The 24485-nt window shown below is 71.5% G+C and carries 19 protein-coding genes and 1 pseudogene; 17 read left to right on the top strand and 3 right to left on the bottom strand.

Annotation, left to right across the window (positions count from 1 at the left end; translation table 11 throughout):
* The first annotated feature begins 114 nt into the window (after positions 1-114).
* The 3 genes from OVA28_RS11115 (at position 115) to OVA28_RS11125 (ending at position 3294) form a co-directional block, all read left to right on the top strand.
* Entirely contained in the window at positions 115-1068 is a 954-nt protein-coding gene (locus OVA28_RS11115) for an ROK family protein (protein ID WP_194626046.1), read from the top strand.
* A 35-nt stretch (positions 1069-1103) separates the two neighbouring features.
* On the top strand, positions 1104-1844 hold the full coding sequence (locus OVA28_RS11120) for a lysophospholipid acyltransferase family protein (RefSeq protein ID WP_267420382.1): 741 nt from the start codon (positions 1104-1106) through the stop codon (positions 1842-1844).
* Between the two features lie 61 nt (positions 1845-1905).
* Positions 1906-3294 carry a class II 3-deoxy-7-phosphoheptulonate synthase gene (locus OVA28_RS11125; protein ID WP_268096992.1) on the top strand — a complete coding sequence of 463 codons (1389 nt, stop codon included), beginning with the start codon at positions 1906-1908 and terminating at the stop codon, positions 3292-3294.
* 174 nt (positions 3295-3468) lie between these two features.
* Here the strand turns inward: OVA28_RS11125 and pknB are convergent, their stop codons facing one another.
* Both pknB and OVA28_RS11135 read right to left on the bottom strand, forming a co-directional pair.
* Positions 3469-5490 (bottom strand): Stk1 family PASTA domain-containing Ser/Thr kinase, encoded by a 2022-nt coding sequence (gene pknB / locus OVA28_RS11130; RefSeq protein WP_268096993.1) that lies wholly within the window; start codon positions 5488-5490, stop codon positions 3469-3471.
* Positions 5491-5617: 127 nt separating this feature from the next.
* Positions 5618-6796 carry a LysM peptidoglycan-binding domain-containing protein gene (locus OVA28_RS11135; RefSeq protein ID WP_194662564.1) on the bottom strand — a complete coding sequence of 393 codons (1179 nt, stop codon included), beginning with the start codon at positions 6794-6796 and terminating at the stop codon, positions 5618-5620.
* Between the two features lie 254 nt (positions 6797-7050).
* Here OVA28_RS11135 and OVA28_RS11140 point away from each other — a divergent pair, with 254 nt between their 5' ends.
* On the top strand, positions 7051-7383 hold the full coding sequence (locus OVA28_RS11140) for an Rv2175c family DNA-binding protein (RefSeq protein ID WP_194662562.1): 333 nt from the start codon (positions 7051-7053) through the stop codon (positions 7381-7383).
* A 59-nt stretch (positions 7384-7442) separates the two neighbouring features.
* Here OVA28_RS11140 and OVA28_RS11145 read toward each other — a convergent pair whose 3' ends face one another.
* Entirely contained in the window at positions 7443-8561 is a 1119-nt protein-coding gene (locus OVA28_RS11145) for a polyprenyl synthetase family protein (RefSeq protein WP_268096994.1), read from the bottom strand.
* An 84-nt stretch (positions 8562-8645) separates the two neighbouring features.
* On the opposite strand from OVA28_RS11145, the gene OVA28_RS11150 reads away from it, so the two are divergent.
* The 13 genes and pseudogenes from OVA28_RS11150 to OVA28_RS11210 all read left to right on the top strand — a co-directional run bounded on the left by OVA28_RS11150 (position 8646) and on the right by OVA28_RS11210 (position 24402).
* Entirely contained in the window at positions 8646-9050 is a 405-nt protein-coding gene (locus OVA28_RS11150; protein WP_194662558.1) for a DUF3040 domain-containing protein, read from the top strand.
* Positions 9051-9409: 359 nt separating this feature from the next.
* A complete protein-coding gene (gene mraZ / locus OVA28_RS11155; RefSeq protein ID WP_194662556.1) occupies positions 9410-9841 on the top strand; it encodes a division/cell wall cluster transcriptional repressor MraZ in 432 nt (143 codons plus the stop codon).
* Between the two features lie 108 nt (positions 9842-9949).
* Positions 9950-10903: a 16S rRNA (cytosine(1402)-N(4))-methyltransferase RsmH gene (gene rsmH / locus OVA28_RS11160; protein WP_268096995.1), complete on the top strand. Its 954-nt coding sequence runs from the start codon at positions 9950-9952 to the stop codon at positions 10901-10903.
* Between the two features lies 1 nt (position 10904).
* The gene (locus OVA28_RS11165) at positions 10905-11624 is read left to right on the top strand and encodes a hypothetical protein (RefSeq protein WP_268096996.1); all 720 of its coding nucleotides are present in this window, start codon (positions 10905-10907) and stop codon (positions 11622-11624) included.
* A gap of 190 nt (positions 11625-11814) precedes the next feature.
* Positions 11815-13125, top strand: a pseudogene (locus OVA28_RS11170) (peptidoglycan D,D-transpeptidase FtsI family protein); the annotation flags it as partial.
* Between the two features lie 321 nt (positions 13126-13446).
* Positions 13447-15072 carry a Mur ligase family protein gene (locus OVA28_RS11175; protein ID WP_194662547.1) on the top strand — a complete coding sequence of 542 codons (1626 nt, stop codon included), beginning with the start codon at positions 13447-13449 and terminating at the stop codon, positions 15070-15072.
* Positions 15069-16565, top strand: a complete 1497-nt coding sequence (locus tag OVA28_RS11180) for a UDP-N-acetylmuramoyl-tripeptide--D-alanyl-D-alanine ligase (protein ID WP_268096997.1) — start codon at positions 15069-15071, stop codon at positions 16563-16565. Before OVA28_RS11175 ends, OVA28_RS11180 begins: the two co-directional genes overlap by 4 nt.
* Positions 16562-17665 carry a phospho-N-acetylmuramoyl-pentapeptide-transferase gene (mraY, locus tag OVA28_RS11185; protein ID WP_268096998.1) on the top strand — a complete coding sequence of 368 codons (1104 nt, stop codon included), beginning with the start codon at positions 16562-16564 and terminating at the stop codon, positions 17663-17665. Before OVA28_RS11180 ends, mraY begins: the two co-directional genes overlap by 4 nt.
* The gene (gene murD, locus OVA28_RS11190; protein WP_268096999.1) at positions 17658-19187 is read left to right on the top strand and encodes a UDP-N-acetylmuramoyl-L-alanine--D-glutamate ligase; all 1530 of its coding nucleotides are present in this window, start codon (positions 17658-17660) and stop codon (positions 19185-19187) included. The genes mraY and murD overlap by 8 nt, the downstream gene beginning before the upstream one ends.
* Complete coding sequence (gene ftsW / locus OVA28_RS11195; protein WP_268097000.1) at positions 19150-20511, top strand: putative lipid II flippase FtsW; 1362 nt, start codon at positions 19150-19152, stop codon at positions 20509-20511. Before murD ends, ftsW begins: the two co-directional genes overlap by 38 nt.
* Entirely contained in the window at positions 20508-21707 is a 1200-nt protein-coding gene (locus OVA28_RS11200) for a UDP-N-acetylglucosamine--N-acetylmuramyl-(pentapeptide) pyrophosphoryl-undecaprenol N-acetylglucosamine transferase (RefSeq protein ID WP_268097001.1), read from the top strand. Before ftsW ends, OVA28_RS11200 begins: the two co-directional genes overlap by 4 nt.
* Positions 21704-23143 (top strand): UDP-N-acetylmuramate--L-alanine ligase, encoded by a 1440-nt coding sequence (murC, locus tag OVA28_RS11205; RefSeq protein WP_268097002.1) that lies wholly within the window; start codon positions 21704-21706, stop codon positions 23141-23143. The genes OVA28_RS11200 and murC overlap by 4 nt, the downstream gene beginning before the upstream one ends.
* Positions 23140-24402: an FtsQ-type POTRA domain-containing protein gene (locus OVA28_RS11210; RefSeq protein ID WP_268097003.1), complete on the top strand. Its 1263-nt coding sequence runs from the start codon at positions 23140-23142 to the stop codon at positions 24400-24402. Before murC ends, OVA28_RS11210 begins: the two co-directional genes overlap by 4 nt.
* The last annotated feature ends 83 nt before the right edge of the window (positions 24403-24485 follow it).

A 24485-nucleotide genomic window follows, 5' to 3' on the forward strand; every position in this document is an offset into this window, starting at 1 on the left:
CTTTGTCGACCGGTTCGATGGCGAGTGCGTCTCACGTTGACGCCTCTCGTCCCAGCATAGGGGCGGACATCGCGCGTTCGATGAGTACGCACCGAACCGGTAGGCTCGTCCCTCGTGCAGGCCATCGGAATCGACATCGGGGGCACCAAGATCGCGGGAGCGGTCGTCACGGAGCTGGGCGAGATCATCGCCGAGGACCGTGTGGCCACGAACGCTGCGGACCCGGACGCAATGCTGGACGACGTCGTCACGATGGTCCAGCGCCTGAGTGCGCAGCACCAGGTCGGAGCCGTCGGCGTCGCCGCGCCGGGCTTCATCGACGCGTCGCAGTCGATCGTCTACTACACGCCGAACATCCGCTGGCGGAACGAGCCCCTGCGGCAGAAGCTGCAGCAGCGGCTCGGCGACCTGCACATCACCGTCGACAACGACGCCAACGCCGCCGGGTGGGCCGAGTTCCGCTTCGGCGCCGGTCGGCTCGTCTCCGACATGACCATGCTCACCATCGGCACCGGCGTCGGCGGCGCCATCGTGACCGAGGACCGGCTCTTCCGCGGTGGCTTCGGCACCGGCGGCGAGATCGGCCACCTGCGCATCGTCCCGAACGGTCTGCCGTGCGGGTGCGGTGCCCGCGGCTGCATCGAGCAGTACGGCTCCGGCCGCGCCCTGCAGCGCATGGCGAACGACGTCGCCGACGCTGGCGGCATCGGCGTCGCGCTGGCCCAGGCCCGCGACGACAACGGCGGCCACCTCGACGGCGCCGTCGTGGGCGAGCTCATCCTGGCCGACGACCCCGGGGCCCTCGCGGCGCTGCGTCGCCTCGGACGCCACCTCGGTGAGGCCTGCGCCTCGCTCTCCGCCGTGCTCGACCCGCAGCTGTTCGTCTTCGGCGGTGGCGTCGCGAGCGCGGGTGAGCGCCTGCTCGAGCCGATCCGCCAGGCCTACCTCAACAACCTCCCGGCCCGCGGCTACCACCCGGAGCCCGAGTTCGTGATCGCCGAACTCGTCAACGACGCCGGCGTGGTCGGTGCTGCTGACCTCGCGCGCATCCACGCCCGCACCGCCTAGCACCACCGTCCGCCGTCCCCGAACCGGAGTCGATGATGCTCTACTGGTTGCTCAAGAACTTCCTGCTCGGCCCGCTCATCCTGACGCTGTTCCGGCCGTGGGTCGTCGGGCGCGAGCACGTGCCGGCGTCGGGACCGGTGATCTTCGCCTCGAACCACGTCTCGTTCATCGACTCGGTGATCCTGCCCGCGGTGCTCGACCGGCGGATGTCCTTCCTGGCGAAGAGCGACTACTTCACGGGCCGCGGGCTCAAGGGCTGGGCGACGAAGACGTTCTTCAACGCCATCGGCCAGCTGCCGATCGACCGGTCCGGTGGCAAGGCCTCCGAGGCCTCGCTCCGCACGGGACTGCAGGTGCTGGCACGCGGTGAGCAGCTCGGCATCTACCCCGAGGGCACCCGCAGCCCCGACGGCAAGCTGTACCGCGGCCGCACCGGCATCGCGCGGATGATCCTCGAGGGCCGCGTGCTCGTCATCCCCGTCGCGATGGTCGGCACCCGAGAGGTCCAGCAGATCGGCCAGCGCTTCCCCAAGTTCAAGCGCGTGGGCGTCGTGTTCGGCAAGCCGCTCGACTTCTCCCGCTTCCAGGGCTTCGAGACCGACCGCTTCATCCTCCGCAGCGTCACCGACGAGGTCATGCACGAGCTCGCCGGGCTGAGCCGCCAGGAGTACGAGGACGTCTACGCGACGAGCGTCAAGGAGCGTGCGAGCTCCGCCCGCGCACAGGTCGTGCGGGCTACCGCCAAGCGCGAGCGACGGGGCACGGCCGGACGGTAGGCTCAGACGGTCCCGGCAGCACCGTCGGGAGCGCCACCCACGAGAACTCAGAGGTACCGCCTTGTCCGAGTCGCCCGACTTCGTCGCCCTGCAGGACCCGGACGTCATCGAGGGCCTCGACTATTGGCGCACCCTCCCGATCAAGCAGCAGCCCACCTGGCCCGACCAGGCCGCAGCCGAGGCCGCCTCGGCCGAGATCGCGACGCTGCCGCCCCTCGTCTTCGCGGGGGAGGTCGACCAGCTCCGCGACCGCCTCGCCGCCGCCGCGCAGGGCAAGGCCTTCCTGCTGCAGGGTGGAGACTGCGCCGAGACCTTCGCCGGCGCCACCGCCGACTCGATCCGGGACCGCGTCAAGACGATCCTGCAGATGGCCGTCGTGCTGACGTACGGCGCCTCGATGCCCGTCATCAAGATGGGCCGCATGGCCGGGCAGTTCGCCAAGCCCCGCTCGAGCGACCTCGAGACCCGCGGCGACGTCACCCTGCCGGCGTACCGCGGTGACATCGTCAACGGCTACGACTTCACCCCGGAGAGCCGCCAGGCAGACCCGCGCCGCCTGGTGCAGGGCTACCACACGGCCGCGTCGACGCTGAACCTGGTCCGTGCCTTCACGCAGGGTGGGTTCGCCGACCTGCGCCAGGTGCACTCGTGGAACAAGGGCTTCGCGTCCAACCCCGCGAACGCCCGGTACGAGCACCTCGCGAAGGAGATCGACCGCGCGATCCGGTTCATGGACGCCTGCGGTGCGGACTTCGAGCAGCTCAAGCACGTCGAGTTCTTCGCCTCGCACGAGGGCCTGCTCATGGACTACGAGCGCCCGATGACCCGGATCGACTCCCGCTCGGGGCTCGCCTACGACACCTCCGGCCACTTCATCTGGATCGGGGAGCGCACCCGCGACCTCGACGGCGCCCACGTGGACTTCCTGTCGCGCGTCCGCAACCCCATCGGCGTGAAGCTCGGCCCGACGACGAGCGTGTCCGACATGGAAGCCCTCATCGACAAGCTCGACCCGAACCGCGAGCCGGGCCGCCTGACGTTCATCACCCGCATGGGCGCGGGGAGGATCCGCGACGAGCTCCCCAAGCTGCTGCAGGCCATCAAGGGCATGGAGGCCAACCCCCTCTGGGTCACGGACCCCATGCACGGCAACGGCCTCACCACGCCGACGGGCTACAAGACCCGTCGCTTCGACGACGTCGTGGACGAGGTCCTCGGCTTCTTCGAGGTCCACCGCGAAGCCGGCACGTACCCAGGCGGCATGCACGTCGAGCTCACGGGCGACGACGTCACCGAGTGCCTCGGTGGTTCCGAGCAGATCGACGAGGCCACCCTCGCGACCCGCTACGAGTCGCTGTGCGACCCGCGCCTCAACCACATGCAGTCGCTGGAACTGGCGTTCCTGGTGGCCGAGGAGCTCGGCGCGCACCCGTACCCCGCGCGCCCGTAGCGCCCACCCCGCGGACGGGAGGCCCGGTGCCAGCTGGCACCGGGCCTCCCGTCCGTCACGTGGTCGCGCCCAGCGCGCACCGCTGCCGAGACTCGGCTCACCGGACACGCTGCGCGGTCCGCGCCGCGCGCAGTGCCCGCCCGGCCGAGACTCGGCGGGCCACTGCTCGGCGGGCTACTGCGGGTAGGACAGGGTGATCGTGTCGCCCTTGTAGACCGTGGTGCCGGGGGCAGGGTCAGTGGCCTTCACCGGCAGGTTGGCCTTCCAGTCGTAGAAGCTGCAGAGCACGTTCGTGCAGTCCGGGTAGGAGACCTTGAGCCCCAGGGCCTCGAGCGTCGACGATGCCTGGTCGATGCTCGCACCCTCGACCTTCGGCAGCGTGATCGGCGTCGGGCCCTTCGACACGACGACGTCGACGGCCGTGCCCTTGACGGCGGGGTCGTCGTGCGCGCTGGAGGACAGGACCGCTCCGGTGGGGACGTCGTCGCTGTAGCGGGAGTCCTGGGTGCCCAGGGTGAGCCCGACGGCTTCGAGCGCTGCCTGTGCCTGCGCGACGGTCTTCCCGGCGACGTCGGGGACGGCGCCGAGCGACACGGTGAGCGTGACGGGTCCGCGTTCGCCGTACTCGGGCACTGAGGACAGGTCGATGGTGGTGCCACCGGTGCCACGGCCGGTCGCCGCGATCACGGTGTCCTTCGGCACGTCGGCCGAGAACTGGTACTGCGGGTCCTGCAGGTCGAAGTCGTCGTCGAGTGCCGCCTGCGCGGTGGAGACCGATTGTCCGACGATCGCGGGGAGGGCGATCATCTTCGGGCCGTTCGACACGAGGATCTGGATCGCGGTGCCCTTCTGCACCACGCGTGCCGCGGCCGGAGCGGTCGCGGACACGCGGCCCTTCGCGATGACGGTGTCAAACCGAGCACCGGTGCGGTCGGCGGCACGAAGCCCCTCGGCCTCGAGCATCTGGCGGGCCTGGGACACGGACTTGCCAGCGACCTGGGGGATCCGGACGTTCCCGCCGGGCCCGGGTCCGAACCACCAGCCGACGCCGGCGGCAGCCAGGGCCAGGACGACGAACACGACGAGGGCGATCCAGCCGCGCTTCCGGCGCTTGGCCGCCTTGTCGGCGAGGCGCTGGCTGGCGGGGGAGAGCGCGCCGGGGGCCTGCCCGGTGCGACGCGGCCCGGGCTGGTTGCGTCCACGGTCGGTGGTCGGGGCTCCGCCGGAGCGTCGGGGCTCGAGCACCGTGGTGGCGTCGGTCGCGTCGCGTGCCCAGTCGGGGTTCGGCGCGCCGGCCGGCAGGATCGCGGTGGCGTTCTCCGGCCGCAGCACGGCGGTGCGGTACTGCCCGGTCGCGCGCTGCTGGTTGCCGTTGATGTGCTCGAGCATCTCGCGGGCGTCGCGAGGACGGTCGTCGGGGTCGCGGGACGTCGCCCACGTGACCAGGTCGTCGAGCTCCGAGGGGACGCCAGGCGTGACCACGCTCGGGGCCGGGACGGTGTCGTTGGCGTGCTGGTACGCGATCTGCATCGGCTGCTCGCCCTTGTAGGGCTGTTCGCCGGTGAGCATCTCGTACAGCATGATGCCGACCGCGTAGACGTCGCTGCGGGAGTCGGCGGCGCCGCGGGTGACGAGCTCGGGGGACAGGTACGCGATGGTCCCGAGCAGCGCCGCCCCCGTGGCGGTGTTCTGCGACGCGGCGCGGGCCAGGCCGAAGTCGCCGAGCTTGATGCGGCCGTCGTCGGCGAGGAGCACGTTCTCGGGCTTGAGGTCACGGTGCACGATGCCGGCCCGGTGCGCCGACGCCAGTCCGGCCAGCACGGCGCGGAGGATGTCGGTCGCCTGTTCGGGCGTCAGGGCGTGGTGCTCCTGCAGGAGGTCCCGCAGTGTGATGCCGGGGATGTACTCCATGACGATGTAGGCGGTGTCGTCCTCGGCACCCTGGTCGTACACGCCGACCAGGTTCGGATGGGACAGTCGCGCTGCCGAGCGGGCCTCCTGGATGAAGCGCTCCCGGAAGGCCTGGTCGTCGGCCAGGTGGCCGTGCATGATCTTGATCGCCACGCGGCGTTCGAGCCGTACGTCGGTCGCCAGGTACACCGTCGCCATGCCCCCGCGCGCGATGCGGGAGCGGACGCGGTACCGCTGATCGATCATGCGACCGATCATGGGGTCCGTGGCGGCGTTGGTGCTCATCGGCGGCATTCTACGAAGGCGGGCGCGATCCGTCGGCGGGGACGCACCGGCCGTGATGCAATCTCGACCTGGAGGATGAGTCGCGCCCGCGGTCGGGAGGCCGGTGCCGTCCCGACCGCGACGGCGCTCAGAGCGTCGCCAGCCAGGCGGTCGCGGACTGCTCCCACTGCGCGTACGCCTTCGGGTAGGCGGAGATCTGCACGGCCTGGGCGGCGTCGGCCACGCTCTTGGAGGCCCACCCGCGGACGTCGAGCAGCCCGGCGGTCGTGCCCTTGTTCGGGTTGGAGCGGCCGCCGAAGAACAGGCGGGTGGCGTACGTGGGGTCCTGCAGCTGTGCCGCGGTGCCCCAGCCCTGGCTCGGGCGCTGCTGGAACAGGCCGACGGAGTCACGGTCGCCGTGCGGCAGGTTGCGCAGGCTCGACTCCTGCATCGCCGCGGCGAGGGCGATCACGATGCCGCGGTCGGGCACGCCGAGGGAGCGACCGACGTTCACGATCGTCTGGGCGTTCGCCCGCTGTTCGGCGGAGAGCGACGGTCCGGACGTCGGGAGCACCAGGGTCTTGCCCGCGTAGATCGTGCTCGTGTAGGTGAGCCCGTTCGCCGACAGGAGCGCGGACACGGCGACCCCGTGTGCGGCCGCGATCGACGCGATCGTCTGACCGGCACCGATCTTCACGGACCCGGCCTTGGCGGACGCCGGTGCTGCGGTGACCGGAGCCGCTGCGGGTGCGGCGGCCACGGGCGCTGCCGCGGGGACCGACGCGGCACGGGGGACCCGGAGCGCCTGGCCCGGCTGGATGATGCTGCCGAGCGACAGGCTGTTCGCCCCGAGCATGGCCGAGGTCGACACGCCCACACGGGCCGCGATGCCCGAGACGGTGTCGCCCTGCTTGACGTGGTAGACCGCACCGCTCGGCGCGGCGGCACGGACGGGGGCAGCCACGGCCGGGGTCGAGGCCAGGTGCAGCGTCTGTCCGGGGTGGATGATCGTGTTCCAGCCGAGGCCGTTGCGCACGAGGACCTCCTGCGCCGACAGGCCGTAGCGGGCCGCGATGCCGGACACCGTGTCACCCTGCTGGACGGAGTACGTGGTCGGGGCCTTCCGCACGGCGGACACCGTCGTGATGGTCGGCTTCGCCGCACGGGCCACGGCGGGGCTGTAGACCGAGCGGTGCCCGACGTTGTGGTCCTCGTCGACGTGGCGCTTGTTCGCGGCACCGTCGTCGTCGTGCCGCGTCTCGGCGTGCGCGACCGGGCCGGTGAGCCCGGCGGTGACGGCGATCGTCCCGGCCAGCACGATGGGCATGGTGGCGAATCTGGCGGAACGTGCGCGTCGTGCGCGGTCGTCGGCGTCGGTGTCCACGGGGTGCTCCTGTCAGGGCGGGTGAGCTGTGGGGACGCGGCAGCGCGCTCACAGGCGGCTCCACGCTGGCATGTCGTGAATCGCAAGTCAACCAGAGAGTCGGATGCGTCGTGTGTGGCCGATGTGACGGACGAGTGGTTCGCACCGGGGCTGCTCTCTGGCACGATGGGCGTGTGAGTGCCACACCCACGGATGACATGTCCCTTTCCGAACGCTGGCTGACGGTCCCCGACCTCGTCGACCTGCTGGGCGTCAGCCCCGGCCGCGTCCACCGGCTCTTCGAGCAGCGGACGCTGCTCGCGGCGCGCGTCGGCGGTGTCCTGCGCGTCCCCGTCGAGTTCCTCGACGACGCCGAACCGCTGCCCGAGCTGCGCGGCACGCTTGTCGTACTCGGCGACAACGGCTTCACCGACGACGAGGCCGTCCGGTGGATGCTCGCCGTCGACGACACCATCGGTGACTCGCCGATCAACGCGCTGCGCGCCGGCCGCAAGGCCGAGGTGCGTCGCGTCGCGCAGTCCCTGCTCTAGCCGTCCATGACGGGAGGCCCGGTGCCAGCTGGCACCGGGCCTCCCGTCGTCGGTGCGGGCTAGGCGGACCGCCGGCTGACCGTGTCGGCCAGCGACGCGAGCTGCTCGCGTGCCGACGGCGTCAGCGGGGCGGCGTCGAGCGCTGCCTTGGCGCGCTGCACGTGCCGGTCGATCGAGCGCTCGACCGCGGTCACGGCGCCGGACTCGGTGAGCGTGGCCCGGAGCATCTGCACCTGGGCCTCGTCGAGGTCCGGGTCGCCGAGGAGCTCGTCGAGCAGTGCGCGGGACCCACCGGGCAGCGCCTTGCGTGCCGAGGCGATGAGGACGGTGCGCTTGCCCTCGCGGAGGTCGTCGCCCGCCGGCTTGCCAGTGACCTCGGGGTCGCCGAAGACACCGAGCATGTCGTCGCGGAGCTGGTAGGCCACGCCGAGGGGGAGCCCGAACGCGCGGAGCCCCTCGAGCTGCGACGCGGAGGCGCCGGCGACCAGGGCGCCGATGACGAGAGGGGCCTCGACCGAGTACTTCGCCGACTTGAACACGACCACGCGCTGGGCACGGAGCAGGTGCTCGGCCTCGTCCACGGTCGGCCATGCCGTTTCCTCGTGGATGTCGAGGTACTGCCCGGCGGTGACGTCGAGCCGCATGGCGTGGAACTCCTGGCGGACGACGCGGGCCCGTGCGGGGTCGAGCAGCGCCAGGCCCTCGTCGAAGACGGCGTCGCTCAGCGAGAGCAGCATGTCGCCGAGGAGCAGCGCGGAGTTCGTGCCGTACAGGCCGCGGTCGCCGACCCAGCCCGAGTCCTGGTGTCGGGACTCGAAGCGACGGTGGGCAGCCGGACGCCCGCGACGGGTGTCCGAGCGGTCCATGATGTCGTCGTGGACCAGGGCGGCCGCGTGGAAGACCTCGAGTGCCGCAGCGACCGTCACGATCGCCTCGGCGGTGGTCTGTCGGGAGCCCTCCGCCAGCGGGTCGAACGACCCGGAACGCCCTGCCACGGACTGCCACCCCCAGTAGCAGAACAGGGCCCGGAAGCGCTTGCCACCGGACAGGAGGTCTCGGGCGAACTCGTCGAACGGAGCCAGGTCCGGACTGATCGCAGCGAGTCGATCACGCTGGTCGTCCAGTGCCCGATCGATCCGTGCCGAGACGAGGTCCACTAATCGCGTACTCTCAGCCACGGTGCCTAGCCTAGTGGGTGGCCCGGTCGTAGTATCGGTCCACCCAATCCACGCGTCGATCCCAGGGACAAAGAGGGAATCCGGATGCCACTTTCGGAGCAAGAGCAGCGACTTCTCGAAGAGATGGAACGCAGCCTCTATCAGAACGACTCCGACTTCGTGGCGCGCGTCACCCGGCGACAGGGGCGACCGACGTACACGTCGATCACCATCGGTGTCCTGGGAGCGCTCGCTGGAGTCGCCATCGTCATCCTCGGGCTGGTCATGCGCCAGCCCCTCATCGGCATCGTCGGCTTCGTCGTCATGCTCGCCGGGGTGCTGTTCGCACTTCGTCCGGGCATGGGCGCACCGAAGCCCTCGGGCAGGGCACCACGGACGCCGTCGTCCGGTGGCAGCCGTGGCCCGGCGTCCGGTGGCTCGTCGACCGGCGGGTCCTTCATGGACCGCATGAACGAGCGCTGGGACAAGCGCAACGACCCGAACCAGTAGTTCCCCCTCCACACTCCTCCACGGGGTCGGCCCATCACGGGCCGGCCCCGTTTCTTCATGCCCGGAAGCGCCCCCAGCTCACGCCGGAGCCGCCCCCGCCCCGCGCGGGGTGACCCGCACCGCCCACCGCGCGCCCCGGGACTGCGAAAGTCCTCCACTTCGCTCCCCGGTCGACCCCGCGACGCCGATCCGCGCCGTTCCGGGGGTGCGGGACGTGTCGGGGCCTCGCCGAGCCTCCAGACCGGCCCCCAGAACGGGGGTCTGCGCCGGTTTCGGGGAGGGCTTTCACCCTGAAGTGGAGGGAAGTGGAGTACCGTGGAGCCTGTCGCTGACCGGTGGAGCTGAGGGGAGGCCCCGACGTGTTGCTCGGTACCCATGCCCCCAAGCTCGACGAGAAGGGTCGCGTGATCCTCCCCGCCAAGTTCCGCGAGGAACTCTCCGGGGGGCTCGTGATGACCCGCGGTCAGGAACGCTGCGTCGTCGTCTTCAGCGCCAGGACGTTCGAGGAGATCCACGAACGCGTCCGCCAGGCACCGATGACGTCGAAGCGCACCAGGGACTACATGCGCCTGTTCCTCTCGGGGGCCAGCGCAGAACAGCCCGACAAGCAGAACCGCGTGACGATCCCGCAGAACCTCCGTGAGTACGCGGGGCTCGAGCGGGACCTCACGGTCATCGGCAGCGGTGACCGTGCCGAGATCTGGTCGACCACCGCGTGGGAGGCCTACTACGCCGAAGCCGAAGAGGCCTTCGCCGAGAACGACGAGGAGGTGATCCCGGGCGTCTTCTGATCCGCGGATCGGGACTCCCAGCCGTACGCCCTGATGCACCTTCCCCGGTGTCAGGTCGGTATGGATGGGGATCCGGACCCGTGGCCCAGCGGACGCGAGGGGCTGCACATGAGCACACCCGAACGGTTCCCACACACACCCGTCATGCTCGAGCGGATCGTGGACCTCTTCACGCCGACGCTCGACGGCCCCGGCAAGGTCGTCGTCGACGCCACGCTCGGCATGGGCGGCCACTCGGAGGGCCTCCTCGAGCGCTTCCCCGAGCTGACGCTCATCGGCCTCGACCGCGACACCGACGCCCTCGGCATCGCGGGGGAGCGCCTCGCCCGGTTCGGGGACCGCGTCCGGCTCGTGCACACCGTGTACGACGAGATCCGGACGGCCATCGCGGACGAGGGCTTCGCCACCGTCGACGGTGTGCTGTTCGACCTCGGCGTCTCCTCGTTGCAGCTCGACCGGGCTGAGCGCGGGTTCGCCTACAGCCAGGACGCCCCGCTCGACATGCGCATGGACCGGACGCAGGGCATCACCGCCGCCGAGGTCCTCGCGGACTACGACGAGGGCGAACTGCGGCGCATCTTCCAGCGCTACGGCGAGGAGAAGCTCGCCGGCCGCTACGCCAAGGCCATCGTCGAACGCCGGACCGAGACGCCCTTCTCGATGTCGGGTGACCTCGTCCAGGTCCTCCACGACGCCACCCCCGTCGCGATCCAGCGTCAGGGACACCCGGCGAAGCGCGTGTTCCAGGCGCTCCGCATCGAGGTCAACACGGAGCTGAGCGTGCTCGAGCGGGCGATCCCCGCGGCGCTCGACGCCATCGCCGTCGGTGGCCGGATCGTGGTGGAGTCCTACCAGTCGCTCGAGGACCGCATCGTCAAGCGTGCGCTGGTCGCGCGGACGACGTCCAGTGCCCCAGCCGACCTGCCCGTCGAGCTCCCCGAGCACGCCCCCACCTTCTCCCTGGTCGTCAAGGGCGCGGAACTGGCCGACGAGGCCGAACGCGCCGCCAACCCCAGAGCAACGCCCGTGCGACTCCGCGCGGCCGAGCGGATCCGGAAGTGACATGAGCACGAACCTCGCACTCGTCGACCCCACCGTCGCCCCGTCGCGCGCGCCCAGGCCCTCCCGCCCCCGGCCGGAGCTCGTCGAGGTCGCCCCGACGAAGGCCCAGCGCCGAGCACGCCCACGCATCGCGTACGCCGTCGTCGGCGTCACGGCCCTCGGGACGCTGCTGCTTGCGCAGCTCGGCATCAGCATGGTCCTGAGCCAGGGCGCCTACGAGCTGAACTCGCTGTCCGCCGAGCAGACCACGCTGAGCCGGTCGCAGCAGTCGCTGTCCGAGGAGCTCCGGGTGCTCGACTCGCCGCAGAACCTCGCTCGCAACGCCCAGGCACTCGGGATGATCGCGAACTCGACGCCGGTCTACCTCGACCCGACGACGGGCCGGGTCTTCGGCACGCCGACGCCCGCGACGCCCGAGGAAGCGACTGGCAACACCGCGAACCAGGTACCGAACTCGCTGCTCGACGGCGTGCCCCTCGCGGCGACGCGGGGCGACACGACGACGAGCAAGGAGAACGGCGCTGCCGCTCCCACGGCTGCTGCGCCGGCCGCTGCCGCTCCTGCAGCTGCTGCACCCGAAGCCGCTGCGCCGGCCGAGGAGGACGCCGCTGCGACGGGTGACACTGGGAAGACCAGCGGCGCCAGCGCGTCGGACGGGGCTTCCTCGAAGTCGTCCGTAGAGTCCGACCCGAACCAGCTCCAGGCACCCTCCACCCGGTGACCTGCGGGTCAGGACCCCGGAAGGACCGCACAGCGTGACGAAGACGATCCGCAACCGCCGACTCCGCTACAGCGTCGTCATCATCGCCGTGATCGCGCTCGTGGCGGTGTTCGTCGTGCGCCTGGTCGACATCCAGGTCGTGCAGGCCGCCGAGCTCAACGAGCAGTCGAAGGCGAAGCGCAGCATCCCCGTGACCCTCTACGGCACGCGCGGGTCGATCGTCGACCGCGACGGCACCGCGCTGGCCGACAGCGTCACCCGGTACAACATCACGACCGCGCCGCGGCTCGTCAAGTCCTTCACGGGCAAGCTCGGCGGCACCCGCGTCAAGCAGGTCAGCGTCGACGCTGCCCTGACCGCGATCGCCGAGGCCTCCGGCGGTGAGGTCGCGGCCATGGAGAAGGCGATCGCCGCCGACCCGACGTCCGACTTCGCCTACCTGGTCAAGGGCCTCGACGTGAAGCGGTACGAGGCCGTCCGTGCGCTCGACGTCCCGTGGCTGTACCCGCAGCAGCAGTCGGCCCGGACGTACCCGACCGGCGCCACGACCGGCAACCTGACCGGCTTCATGGGCACCGACGGCGCGCAGGCCGGCCTCGAGCTGGCGTACAACAGCTGCCTCGCCGGCACGAACGGCTCCGAGACCTACGAACGTGGCGAGGACGGCGTCCAGCTGCCCGGCAGCACCGTGACGAAGAAGCAGGCCACGAACGGCGGCACCCTCGAGACCACCATCGACAGCGACCTGCAGTACATGGCGTCGCAGGACATCGCCGACGCCGCGCAGCAGATCGGTGCCGTGTCCGCCACGGCGACCGTCACGAAGGTGAAGACGGGGGAGATCCTCGCGGTCGCGGACTACCCGACGGTCGACCCGAACGACGTGGACGCGACGACGGACAAGGGTGCGTACGGGTCCCGAGCCCTGACGGACTCCTACGAGCCGGGTTCGACGATCAAGTCGGCCATCGCGGCGGCGCTCATCGACCAGGGCAAGGCCACGCCGACGACGGGCATCTCGGTGCCGTACTCCCGCACGTTCCCGTGGGGCGGCACCATCCACGACTCCGAGTACCACGCGACCGAGAACCTGACGCTGACGGGCATCCTCCGGGACTCCTCGAACGTCGGCATCACGGAGCTCGGCGCGCGGCTCACGACGCAGCAGCGCTACGACGTCATGAAGAAGTTCGGCCTGTTCCAGCCGGAGCCGGGGATCGAGTACCCGGGTCAGCCCGGCATGCAGTACGGCGCGAGCCCGAACTGGGACCAGCAGACCGACATCAACTCCATGTTCGGCCAGGGCATCTCGACGACGGCCATCCAGGTCGCGGGGATCTACCAGACCCTCGCGAACGGCGGCGTGCGCATCCCGCCGCACTTCATCAAGGGCTGCACGACGGCCGACGGCAAGACGATCGACGCGCCCGACGTGCAGCCGGAGCGCGTCGTGTCGGCCGGCGCCGCCGAGCAGGTGACCGACATGCTCCAGAGCGTCGTCACCGGCGGCACGCTCGGTCGGCATGAAGCCGATCTCCGGCTACAACATCGCCGCGAAGACGGGTACGGCGGAGGTCGCGGACGGTGCGAAGGGCTACGGCTCCGACCGGATCATCTCGGTGGCCGGAATGGCACCCGCCGAGGACCCCCAGTATGTTGTCACGGTGACGTTCACGAAGCCGGGGCCGGGACACAAGTTCTCCAGCTCCGCCGCTCCGGCGTTCCGTACCCTGATGTCCCAGGTGCTCGAGAAGTACCGTGTCGCCCCCTCCACGACCGAGGCGAAGACCTACCCGTCCACGTGGTGAGGAAGAAGGAGCACTTGTCCGCACGGATCCCCCCGGTCCTCCGGCCCGAACACCCGACCCCGAGGGCCGTGGCCGAACTCGCGAACGCCTTCGGGCTCCGCGTCGTCGGTTCGCTCGACGGCGTCGAGACGACCGGCGTCACGCTGAGCGCCGCCGAGGTGCAGCCGGGTGACCTGTTCGTCGGCGTGCACGGTGCGAACCGGCACGGCGCGCAGTTCGCCGCCGACGCCGCCGAGCGCGGTGCCGTCGCGGTGCTGACCGACGCCGACGGTGTCGCCCTGGCCGAGCCGGCCGGTCTGCCCGTGCTCGTCGTCGACGACCCCCGCGCGGCCCTCGGTGACGTGGCCGCCTGGGTCTACCGCACGCACCCGGACGAGGCCGAGGACCTCCCGCAGCTCTTCGCCGTGACCGGGACGAACGGCAAGACGAGCACCTCCTACATCCTCGAGGGCATCCTCAAGCAGCTCGGCCTGGTCACCGGCCTGAGCTCGACCGCGGAGCGCCACATCGGCTCGCTCAGCGTGACGAGCCGCCTGACCACACCAGAGGCCAGCGAGATGCACGCCCTCCTCGCCCGGATGCGCGAGAGCGAGGTGCGCGCGGTCGCCGTCGAGGTGAGTGCGCAGGCCCTCAGCCGCCACCGGGTCGACGGCATCGTCTTCGACGTCGTGGCGTTCACGAACCTCAGCCACGACCACCTCGACGACTACGCCGACATGGAGGAGTACTACCGCGCGAAGCTCCCGCTGTTCGAGCCGGAGCACGGTCGCCGCGGCGTCGTCTCGCTCGACACCGACTGGGGCCACCGCGTCGTGCAGGACTCCCGCATCCCGGTGACGACCATCACGGTGCACCCCGAGGTCGAGGCCGAGTGGCACGTCGACATCACCGACGCCCAGGCTGCGTACACCGAGTTCCGCCTCACCGGACCCGAGGGCCGCGAGCTCACCACCCGCGTGCCGCTCATCGGCTGGCACATGGCCGCGAACGCCGCGCTGGCGATCGTGATGCTCGTCGAGGGCGGCTTCGAGCTCGGAGCCGTCGCGCAGGCGCTCGAGTCGGGCCACCGCCGCTACCCCGACGAGACCGACGGCCAGCGCGTCAGCGCCATCGAGTGCTACCTGCCCGGGCGCACCGAGCGCGTCTCCGGCGAGCACGGTCCGAGCGTGTACGTCGACTTCGGCCACAGCCCCGACGCCTTCCTCAACACCCTGGCCGCCGTCCGGCAGTTCACGCCGGGCAAGGTCGTCATGCTCTTCGGCGCCGACGGCGACCGCGACACGACCAAGCGCGGCGACATGGCCCGCGTCGCCGCCGAGGGCTCCGACATCCTCGTCGTGACCGACCACCACCCGCGCTTCGAGGACGCCGCCTCGATCCGGACCACGCTGGTCGACGCCGCCCGTGCGGCCTTCCCGGACCACGAGATCCACGAGGTCAGCCCCCCGGAGGCCGCGATCCGCGCCGCCGTGGCACTGGTCGGCGAGGGGGACTCGATCCTCTGGGCCGGGCCCGGACACCAGGACTACCGCGACATCCAGGGCGTCAGGACGCCGTACTCCGCCCGCGACGAGGCCCGTGCGGCCCTCCGCGAGGCCGGCTGGGAGCCGAACGCCGGCCCGGTGGAGGAAACGCGATGATCGCCATGTCCCTCGCCGAGATCGCAGCAGCGGTCGACGGCGAGCTGGTCCGCGGTGCCGCCGACACGATCGTCGACGGCTCCGTGGAGACCGACTCCCGCCTGGTCGGCCCCGGCAGCGTCTTCTTCGCGCTCCTCGGTGAGGAGACGGACGGCCACCGCTTCGTGCCGTCCGCGGCCGACGCGGGTGCCGCCCTGGTCGTCACCGAGCGCGCCACCGACCTGCCCGACGGCAGCGCCACCGCGCAGGTCGTCGTGGCCGACGGCTACGCCGCCCTCGCCGCGCTCGCGCACGAGGTCGTCGCCCGCGTCCGTGCGTCCAGCGCCGACCGGACCGACGAGCACGGCCGTGCCGCCGGGCTGCGCGTCGTCGGCATCACCGGCTCGAACGGCAAGACCAGCACGAAGAACATGCTGCGGACGATCCTCGCCGAGCACGGTGAGACCGTCGCACCCGAGGGCTCCTTCAACAACCACGTCGGTGCACCGATCTCGATGCTCCGCGTCACCCACGACACCCGGTACCTCGTCGTCGAGATGGGCGCCAGCGGCATCGGCCACATCGCGAAGCTCGTTGCGATCGCCGAGCCCGACACGGGCGTCGTCCTCAAGGTGGGCCTCGCGCACGCCGGCGAGTTCGGCGGCATCGAGGCCACGCAGCGCGCGAAGTCCGAGATGGTCACCGACCTGCCGGCCTCCGCGACCGCCCTGCTGAACGTCGACGACGACCGGGTGGCGGCGATGCGCGGCCTCACGGCCGCCCACGTCGTGGGCTTCGGCACGTCCGATGACGCCGACTACCGCCTGACCGGTGTGTCCACGGACCGTGACGGCACGCGCTTCACGCTCACCGCGCCTCCCGGCCGACAGGACCAGGACCAGGACCAGCCGGGAGGCTCGGAGCAGGTCCCCGAGACCGTCGACGTCCGCCTCGCCATCCTGGGCGAGCACCACGCGATGAACGCGACGGCCGCCCTGGCCGTCGCCCACCGCTGGGGCGTCCCGCTCGCCGACGGCGCCGCCGCGCTCGCGTCCATGACGCGGGCAGAGCGCTGGCGCATGGAGCTGCTCCAGGGCGGGCCAGAGGGCGTCACCGTCATCAACGACGCCTACAACGCCTCACCCGACTCCACCGCCGCTGCCCTCCGCACGCTCGTGCAGGTCGTCCGACCCGGGGAGCGCACCATCGCGGTCCTCGGCGAGATGGCCGAGCTCGGCGAGTTCTCGGTGGAGGAGCACGACACCATCGGTCGGCTCGTCGTCCGGCTCGGGATCGGCCAGCTCGTGGTCGTCGGCCGCGGCGCGATGGCGATCCACCAGGCCGCCACCCTCGAGGGATCGTGGGACGGCGAGTCCGTGTTCATCGAGGACGTCGACGACGCCGTCCAGACCCTGCAGGAGATGGTCCGCCCCGGCGACGTCGTCCTCGTCAAGTCCTCGAAGTCGGCCGGGCTGCGGTTCCTCGGCGACCGCCTCGGAGGTGTCCCCGCATGATCGCCCTGCTGATCGCCGGCGCCGTGTCGCTGGTGTTCACACTCCTGCTCACGCCCCTGTTCATCCGGCTGTTCCACCGTCTCGGGTGGGGCCAGTTCATCCGTGACGACGGTCCGCAGTCGCACCACACCAAACGCGGCACCGCGACGATGGGCGGCATCGTGCTCATCCTCGGCACGGTGATCGGCTACTTCGTCGGGCACCTGGTCGGGCGGGACTCCGTCACGCTCTCGGGCATGCTCGTGCTGTTCCTGATGGTCGGGCTCGGCCTGGTCGGGTTCGTCGACGACTTCCTCAAGGTACGTCGCCAGCGGAGCCTCGGGCTCGGCGGGTGGGCGAAGATCCTCGGCCAGGTCATCGTCGGCGTCATCTTCGCGACCGTCGCACTCGTGGTGCCGAGCTCGACGGGCAAGCCGCCCGCATCCACCATGATCTCGGCGATCCGGGACATCCCGTGGCTCGACTTCATGGCCCTGGGCACGGTCATCGGCACCATCCTGTTCCTCGCCTGGATCGTCCTGCTCACGGTGTCGACGTCGAACGGCGTCAACGTGGCGGACGGCCTCGACGGCCTCGCGACCGGGTCGAGCATCCTGGCGATCGGCTCGTACGTGATCATCGGCTTCTGGCAGTCGAACCAGATCTGCGGGGGTGCGCGGCTCGACGCGAGCACGGAGCACGCCTGCTACACCGTGACGAACCCGCTCGACCTCGCCGTCGTCGCGGCCGCGGTCTGCGGTGGCCTGATCGGCTTCCTCTGGTACAACACGTCGCCGGCACAGATCTTCCTCGGCGACACCGGTTCGCTCGGCCTCGGCGGCGCGCTGGCGGGTCTCGCGATCCTCAGCCGCACCGAGCTGCTGCTCATCCTCATCGGCGGCCTGTTCTTCATCGTCACCGGCTCGGTCATCGTGCAGCGGGCGTACTTCAAGATCACCCACGGCAAGCGCATCTTCCGGATGAGCCCGCTGCACCACCACTTCGAACTCAAGGGGTGGGCCGAGGTGACGGTGGTCGTGCGGTTCTGGATCATCGCCGGACTCTGCGTCGCCGCCGGTGTCGGACTCTTCTACCTGGAATGGATCGCACGCGTTGGTTGATCGTCTCGACGGGCTCGACAGCTGGTGGTCCGAGGGCTGGAAGGGCCTCGACGTGGCCGTGCTCGGTCTCGGGGCCACCGGGTTCTCGGTCGCTGACACCCTGGTGGAGCTCGGCAGCACCGTCACCGTCTACTCGACCGACGCCCCCGCGGACAGCGTCGAGCTGCTCGCGGTGATCGGCGCCCGGTTCGTGCAGACGCCGCTCGATGCCGTGCCCGCGGACCTGGAGCGCCAGGCACCCGACCTGGTCGTCGTGTCGCCCGGGCTGCCGCCGCACAACGCGACCGTCCGCTGGGCCACCGAGCACAGCACGGTCTGGGGGGACGTCGAGCTCGCCTGGCGTGTGCGCGACAAGGTCGTCCGCGGCCCGGTCGCCGCCCCGTGGGTGACGATCACCGGCACGAACGGCAAGACCACGACGACGCAGCTCACCACCGCGATGTACCAGGAAGAGGGCCTGCGGGCCGTGGCCTGCGGCAACATCGGTGTCCCCGTCCTCGACGTCGTGCGCGACCCCGAGGGCTTCGACGTCCTCGTCGTCGAGCTCTCCAGCCACCAGCTGCACTACATGGCGGACTCCGGGGACGGCGCGGTCGTGCCCCTGGCCTCGGTCTGCCTCAACATCGCCGACGACCACCTCGAGTGGCACGGGTCCGCCGAGGCCTACCGCGCGGCCAAGGCCAAGGTGTACGAGCGCACCGTGCTGGCCTGCGTCTACAACGTCACCGACGAGGCGACCCGCCGCATGGTCGAGGAAGCCGACGTGGTCGAGGGCTGCCGTGCCGTCGGGTTCACGCCGGGCGTCCCGGCTGCCGGCGACGTCGGGATCGTCGACGACGTCCTGTGCGACCGCGCCTTCGTCGAGGACCGCCGCAGCAGCGCGCTCGAGCTCGCCACGCACGAGGACCTCGAGGCCGCCGGGCTCGCGAGCCCGCACATGGCCATGAACGTGCTCGCCGCCGCGGCCCTGGCACGCGCCGGCACGGTCTGTCCCTCGGCCATCCAGCGCGCGGTCCGGGCCTTCCGCGCCGACCACCACCGCACCGAGCACGTGGCCACCGCGAACGGCATCGCCTGGGTCGACGACTCCAAGGCGACGAACCCGCACGCCGCGACGGCGTCGCTGTCGGCGTTCCCCTCGGTCGTCTGGATCGTCGGTGGCCTCTTCAAGGGCGTCGACGTCGAGGCCCTCGTCGAGGAGTTCGGCCCCGGAGCCCGCGGCGTCGTGGTCATCGGCACGGATCGCAGCCCGGTCGTGGAGGCATTCGCGCGACACGCGCCGACGGTGCCGGTCCTGCAGGTCGAAGCAACGGACACTGATCAGGTCATGCCCGAGGCGGTCCGACATGCCGCGTCGATCGCGAGGTCGGGCGACACGGTCCTCCTCGCCCCGGCTGCCGCGTCGTTCGACCAGTTCGGCTCGTACGCCGACCGGGGCGAGCGCTTCGCGGCGGCGGTCCACGAGCACCTGGGAGGCGACGCCGATGGCGACACCGACGGATCTTCCGGCGAACGGCCGTAGCGGCCGAGCGGCGGCCAACACGGCGACGGCCAGCGCAGCGACGGCGCGCACAGCGACGGCGCGCACGACGACCACGGCGGGGCGGCCCGGCACGACCTCGAGCCGCTCTGCTGCCGGACGCCGGGCGAACGGTGCCGTCGTCGCGGTCCGGAACGTCTTCGTCGCCGAGTCGAGCAGCTTCTACGCGATCCTCGGCGTGACGCTGTTCCTGGTCGTGTTCGGCGTCGTGATGGTGCTCTCGTCCTCGAGCGTCGAGGAGTACCGGTACAAGCACGGCTTCTTCGGCGCCTTCGCCAAGCAGGGCCTCTACGCGCTCATCGGCGTGCCGCTCATGCTCGTGGTGAGCCGGTTCCCCGCCGAGTTCTGGCGCCGCTGGGCCATGCGCATCGTCGGGGCCGGCCTGGTGCTCCAGCTGCTCGTGTTCACCCCGATCGGCATCGACGTGCAGGGCAACCGCAACTGGATCGGCTTCGGCGGGGTCACCGCGCAGCCGTCCGAGTTCCTCAAGCTCGCACTCGTGCTGGGCATCGGCGCGGTGCTGTTCCGCAAGCGCGAGAAGCTGCACGACTGGCGCGAGGTCTTCATCCCGGTCGGCCTGGCCACCGCGGTCTCCATCGGCCTCGTCCTGCTCGGCGGCGACCAGGGCACCGCGATGATCATGGTGATCCTGGTCTTCGGCAGCCTGTTCGTCGGCGGTGTGCGGCTGCGACACCTGGCGGTCGGCATCGCGGCGATCGCGGTCCTGCTGCCCGTCGTCACGATGGCGTCGAGCTCCCGGCAGGTCCGCATCAGCGCCTGGCTCTCCGGGTGCACCGACTCGAACCAGGCGCAGGACATCTGCTGGCAGCCCGTGCACGGCATGTGGGCGCTGGCGTCCGGCGGGGTGTTCGGCGTCGGGCTCGGCAACTCCAAGGCGAAGTGGTCCTGGTTGCCCGAGGCCGACAACGACTACATCTTCGCGATCGTCGGCGAGGAGCTCGGGCTCATCGGCTGCGTCGTCGTGCTGGCGCTCTTCGTGGTGCTCGCCATCAGCATGATCAAGGTCATCCGCCTGTCGGACGACCCCTTCGTCCGGACCGTCACCGGCGGCGTGCTCGCCTGGGTGATCGGGCAGGCACTCGTCAACATCGCGGTGGTCCTCGGCCTGCTGCCGGTGCTCGGTGTCCCACTCCCGCTCATCTCCGCGGGCGGGTCCGCGCTCATCATGACGCTCGTCGCGATCGGCGTCGTCCTGTCCTTCGCGCGGGAGATCCCCGGGAAGAACGCGCTGTCCCGCGCCCACGACGTCCACGACGTCCGCACCAGGAACGGGAGCGTGCGGTGAGCACCTACCTCTTCGCCGGCGGGGGCACCGCCGGCCACGTGAACCCCCTGCTCGCCGTCGCCGACCGGCTGACCGAGCGTTCCCCGGAGGACCGCGTCCTCGTGCTCGGCACGGCGGAGGGCCTCGAGTCCCGCCTGGTGCCGATGCGCGGCTACGAGCTCCTGACCATCCCGCGGCTGCCGTTCCCGCGCAAGCCCAACGCCGCGGCGCTGCGCTTCCCCGGTGCCTTCTGGCGAGCGGTGCGACGGACGGAACAGCTCATCCGCGAGCACGACGTCGAGGTCGTCCTCGGGGTCGGCGGCTACGCGGCCGCTCCGGCGTACATCGCGGCGAAGCGCACCGGCACCCCGATCGTCGTGCACGAGCAGAACGCCAAGCCGGGCCTGGCGAACCGGCTCGCGGCGTTCCTGACGCACCACGTGGGGGTGACGTTCTCGAACACCCGGCTGCGCCACTCCCGCCTGGTCGGGATGCCGCTCCGCCGTGAGGTCGAGGACCTCGACCGTCGTACGCGCCGGGCGGAGGGCCTCGCCGAGTTCGGGCTCGACCCGGACCGACCCGTGCTGCTCGTGACCGGTGGGTCCTCCGGTGCCCGGAGCATCAACCGCACCGTGAACCGCTCGGCGGCGTCCATCGTCGGCGCCGGGTGGCAGGTGCTGCACGTCGTCGGCGGCAAGTCCGACATCGGCCCGAGCGACCTCGACGGGTACACCGTCCTGCCGTACTGCGACCGGATGGACCTGGCGTACGCCGCCTCGGACTTCGTGGTGTCGCGAGCCGGTGCCGGCATGGTGTGCGAGCTCGCGGCCGTCGGGCTGCCGAGCGTCCTGGTGCCGTACCCTGTCGGCAACGGCGAGCAGCGGCACAACGCCCGCGACGTCGTCGAGGCGGGGGGTGCGGTGCTCGTCGCCGACCAGGAGTTCGACCAGGACTGGGTGACGTTCCAGCTCCTGACGCTCCTGCAGGACCGCGCGCGGATCGCCGACATGGCGATGCGTGCGGGCAGTGTCGGCCACCGCGACGGTGCCGACCGGATGACCGACCTGGTCCTCGACGCCGGACGGACGGCCGCCACGGGCACCAGCCCCCGCTCGCACGGCGGCGCGACGCACGACAGCACGACGCACGACAGCACCAGGCACGGCGACTCGACGCACGACAGCACCACGCACGGCAGCAGCACGGAGGAACCATGACCATCAAGCCGGACCTGACCCAGCCGATCCCGGACGACCTCGGCACGGTCCACTTCGTCGGCATCGGCGGCTCCGGCATGAGCGGGATCGCGCGGATGTTCCTCGCCGCCGGGCACCGTGTCACGGGCAGCGACTCCCGCGAGACCGCGACGACCGGGCGGATGCGCGAGCTCGGCGCCGAGGTGCACATCGGCCACGACGCGTCCAACGTCGGCGCCGCGGACACCATCGTCGTCACCAGCGCCCTCTGGCCGGACAATCCCGAGCTCCTCGAGGCCCAGCGCCGCGGGCTGCCGGTCCTGCACCGCTCCCAGGCCCTCGCCGCCCTCATCGCCCAGCACCGCCTGGTCGCGGTCGCGGGGGCCCACGGCAAGACCACGTCGACCGGCATGATCGTCACGGCGATGGTCGAGCTCGGCCTCGACCCGAGCTTCGTCAACGGCGGCGTCATCCAGTCCCTCGGCACGAGCTCGGCGCCCGGCACGAGCGACCTGTTCGTGGTGGAGGCCGACGAGTCCGACGGCTCATTCCTGCTCTACGACGTCGCGGTGGCGCTCATCACGAACGTCGACGCGGACCACCTCGACCACTACGGCAGCGAGGACGCGTTCATCGACGCCTTCGTCGAGTTCGCGGCGAAGGCCCGCGAGCGCATCGTGGTCTCCAGCGACGACGCCGGCGCGAAGCGCGTCACCGCCGGGGTCCGCGCCCTCGGGCACGCGGCCGGGGTCGTCACGTTCGGGGAGGCCGCGGACGCGAACGTCCGCATCGAGCGCGTCGTCGAGTCGGCCGGCGTCGAGGTCGGCTTCCGCGCGGCGGGGGAGTCCCACCACCTCACGCTCCGCGTCCCCGGGCGCCACAACGCGGTCAACGCCGTCGTTGCCTTCGCCGTGCTCGTCGGGCTCGGGGTGTCCCCGGCCGACGCGGTCCGCGGCATCGAGGCCTTCGGCGGCACCGAGCGCCGCTTCGAGCTGCACGGCGTCGAGCGCGGCGTGTCGGTGTACGACGACTACGCCCACCACCCGACCGAGGTCGCGGCAGCCCTGCGCGCCGCGCGGAACGTCGTCGGCGACGGCCGGATCATCGCGATCCACCAGCCGCACCTGTACTCGCGCACCCGGATGATGGCCGGGGACTTCGCCGCGGTCTACGAGCAGCTCGCCGACCACACGGTCGTCCTCGACGTCTACGGCGCCCGCGAGGACCCGGAGCCCGGCGTCACCGGCGCCCTGGTGCAGGAGCGCTTCCACGACCAGACCCACGTCGACTACCTGCCCGACTGGGCCGAGGCCTCGGCCCGCGCAGCCGCGGTCGCCCGCGACGGCGACATCATCATGACGCTGAGCTGCGGCGACGTGTACCGGATCATCCCGCAGGTGCTCACCGCCCTCGGCGACGCGCCGGCCGACCAGACCGACGGGGCCAGCTCCAGGTGAAGCGTCCCGAGGGCTTCGACGAGCGTCCGGCGCAGCGCGCCGCCGCCGACGAGGGCGACGACCCCGCACCACGCGAGCGCCGGGTCCCGCGACTCGGGCGGCTCACCGGCCGCCGTGGGGTCGAGGACGCCCAGGAGGCCCCGCTCGCCTCCGCCTCGTCCGCCACGGACCGCGGGACGGTCGCGTCCACCCCCGCACGCTCGGCCGGAGCACTGCCTGACCTGCCCGACGTCACGGCGACCGGCACCGTCGTCGACGCGGACGACGACCGCGACGCGCGGCGCGACCACGACCCGGACGCGCGGCACGAGGGTGACGACGCCGACCGCGCCGGTGACGTTGACGGTGACCGTGTCGACCGCGACAGCGACAGCGACCACGCGCCGGGCGCGACGGACGTCGTGGACCTGCGCACGGCCTCCCGTCCCGGACAGCCCGACGCCGCGACCACGCCCATCGGTGCCGGTGTCCGCGCTGCCGAGACCGCGCGTGAGGCCAGGGCCGCGCGCAAGCGCCGCCGCCTGCACGAACGGGCCGAGGTCCGTCGATTCACCCGCCGCTCCCGGCACCGGCGCGCCGCCTGGATCACGACGGGCGGCATCGTCGTCGTGCTCGGCGTCTCGATCCTCGTCGCCGTGTTCTCCCCGCTGATGGCACTCCAGCGGATCGAGGTCAAGGGCACGAGCCGGGTCGACGACGCCGAGCTGCGCCGGGCGCTGTCCGACCAGATCGGCACGCCGCTCGCGCGGCTCGACTCCGCCGCGATCAAGCGGGACATCGCCGCCTTCCCGCTCATCGAGAGCTACGTGACCGAGGAGTCGCCGCCGCACACGCTCGTCGTCACGGTGACCGAGCGCGCCCCCGTGGTGACGGTGGAGAACGGGAAGTCCTTCGACCTGGTCGACCCCGCCGGCATCGTCGTGCAGTCCTCGACGAAGCGCCCGGACACGATGCCGCTGGCGGACGTCGGGTCCGCGAAGCTCGGGTCCTCGGTGTTCCGCACGATGACCGAGGTCGTCCTGGCGCTGCCGTCGGCCGTGCGGTCGCAGGTGTCCGGCGTCGCGGCGTCGACCGCCGACGACGTGACCCTCACCATGAAGGACGGCTCGCGCGTCGTGTGGGGGAGCCCTGACGAGTCCGCGGCGAAGGCAGCCCTGCTCGACGCCCTCGTGAAGGACCATGCCACCCGCGCCCCGGACACGGCGGTCGAGTACGACGTGTCCGCGCCCGACAACGGGATCGTCCGCACCCAGGACTGAGCTCGGACCGCCGCGCCGAGAAAGTGCGGGACCGCATTGCACGACACGCGGCGTGGCGGGGCGACACCGCCCGGAGCGCACCC

It is taken from the genome of Curtobacterium sp. SL109 (assembly GCF_026672405.1).
Lineage (GTDB): Bacteria > Actinomycetota > Actinomycetes > Actinomycetales > Microbacteriaceae > Curtobacterium.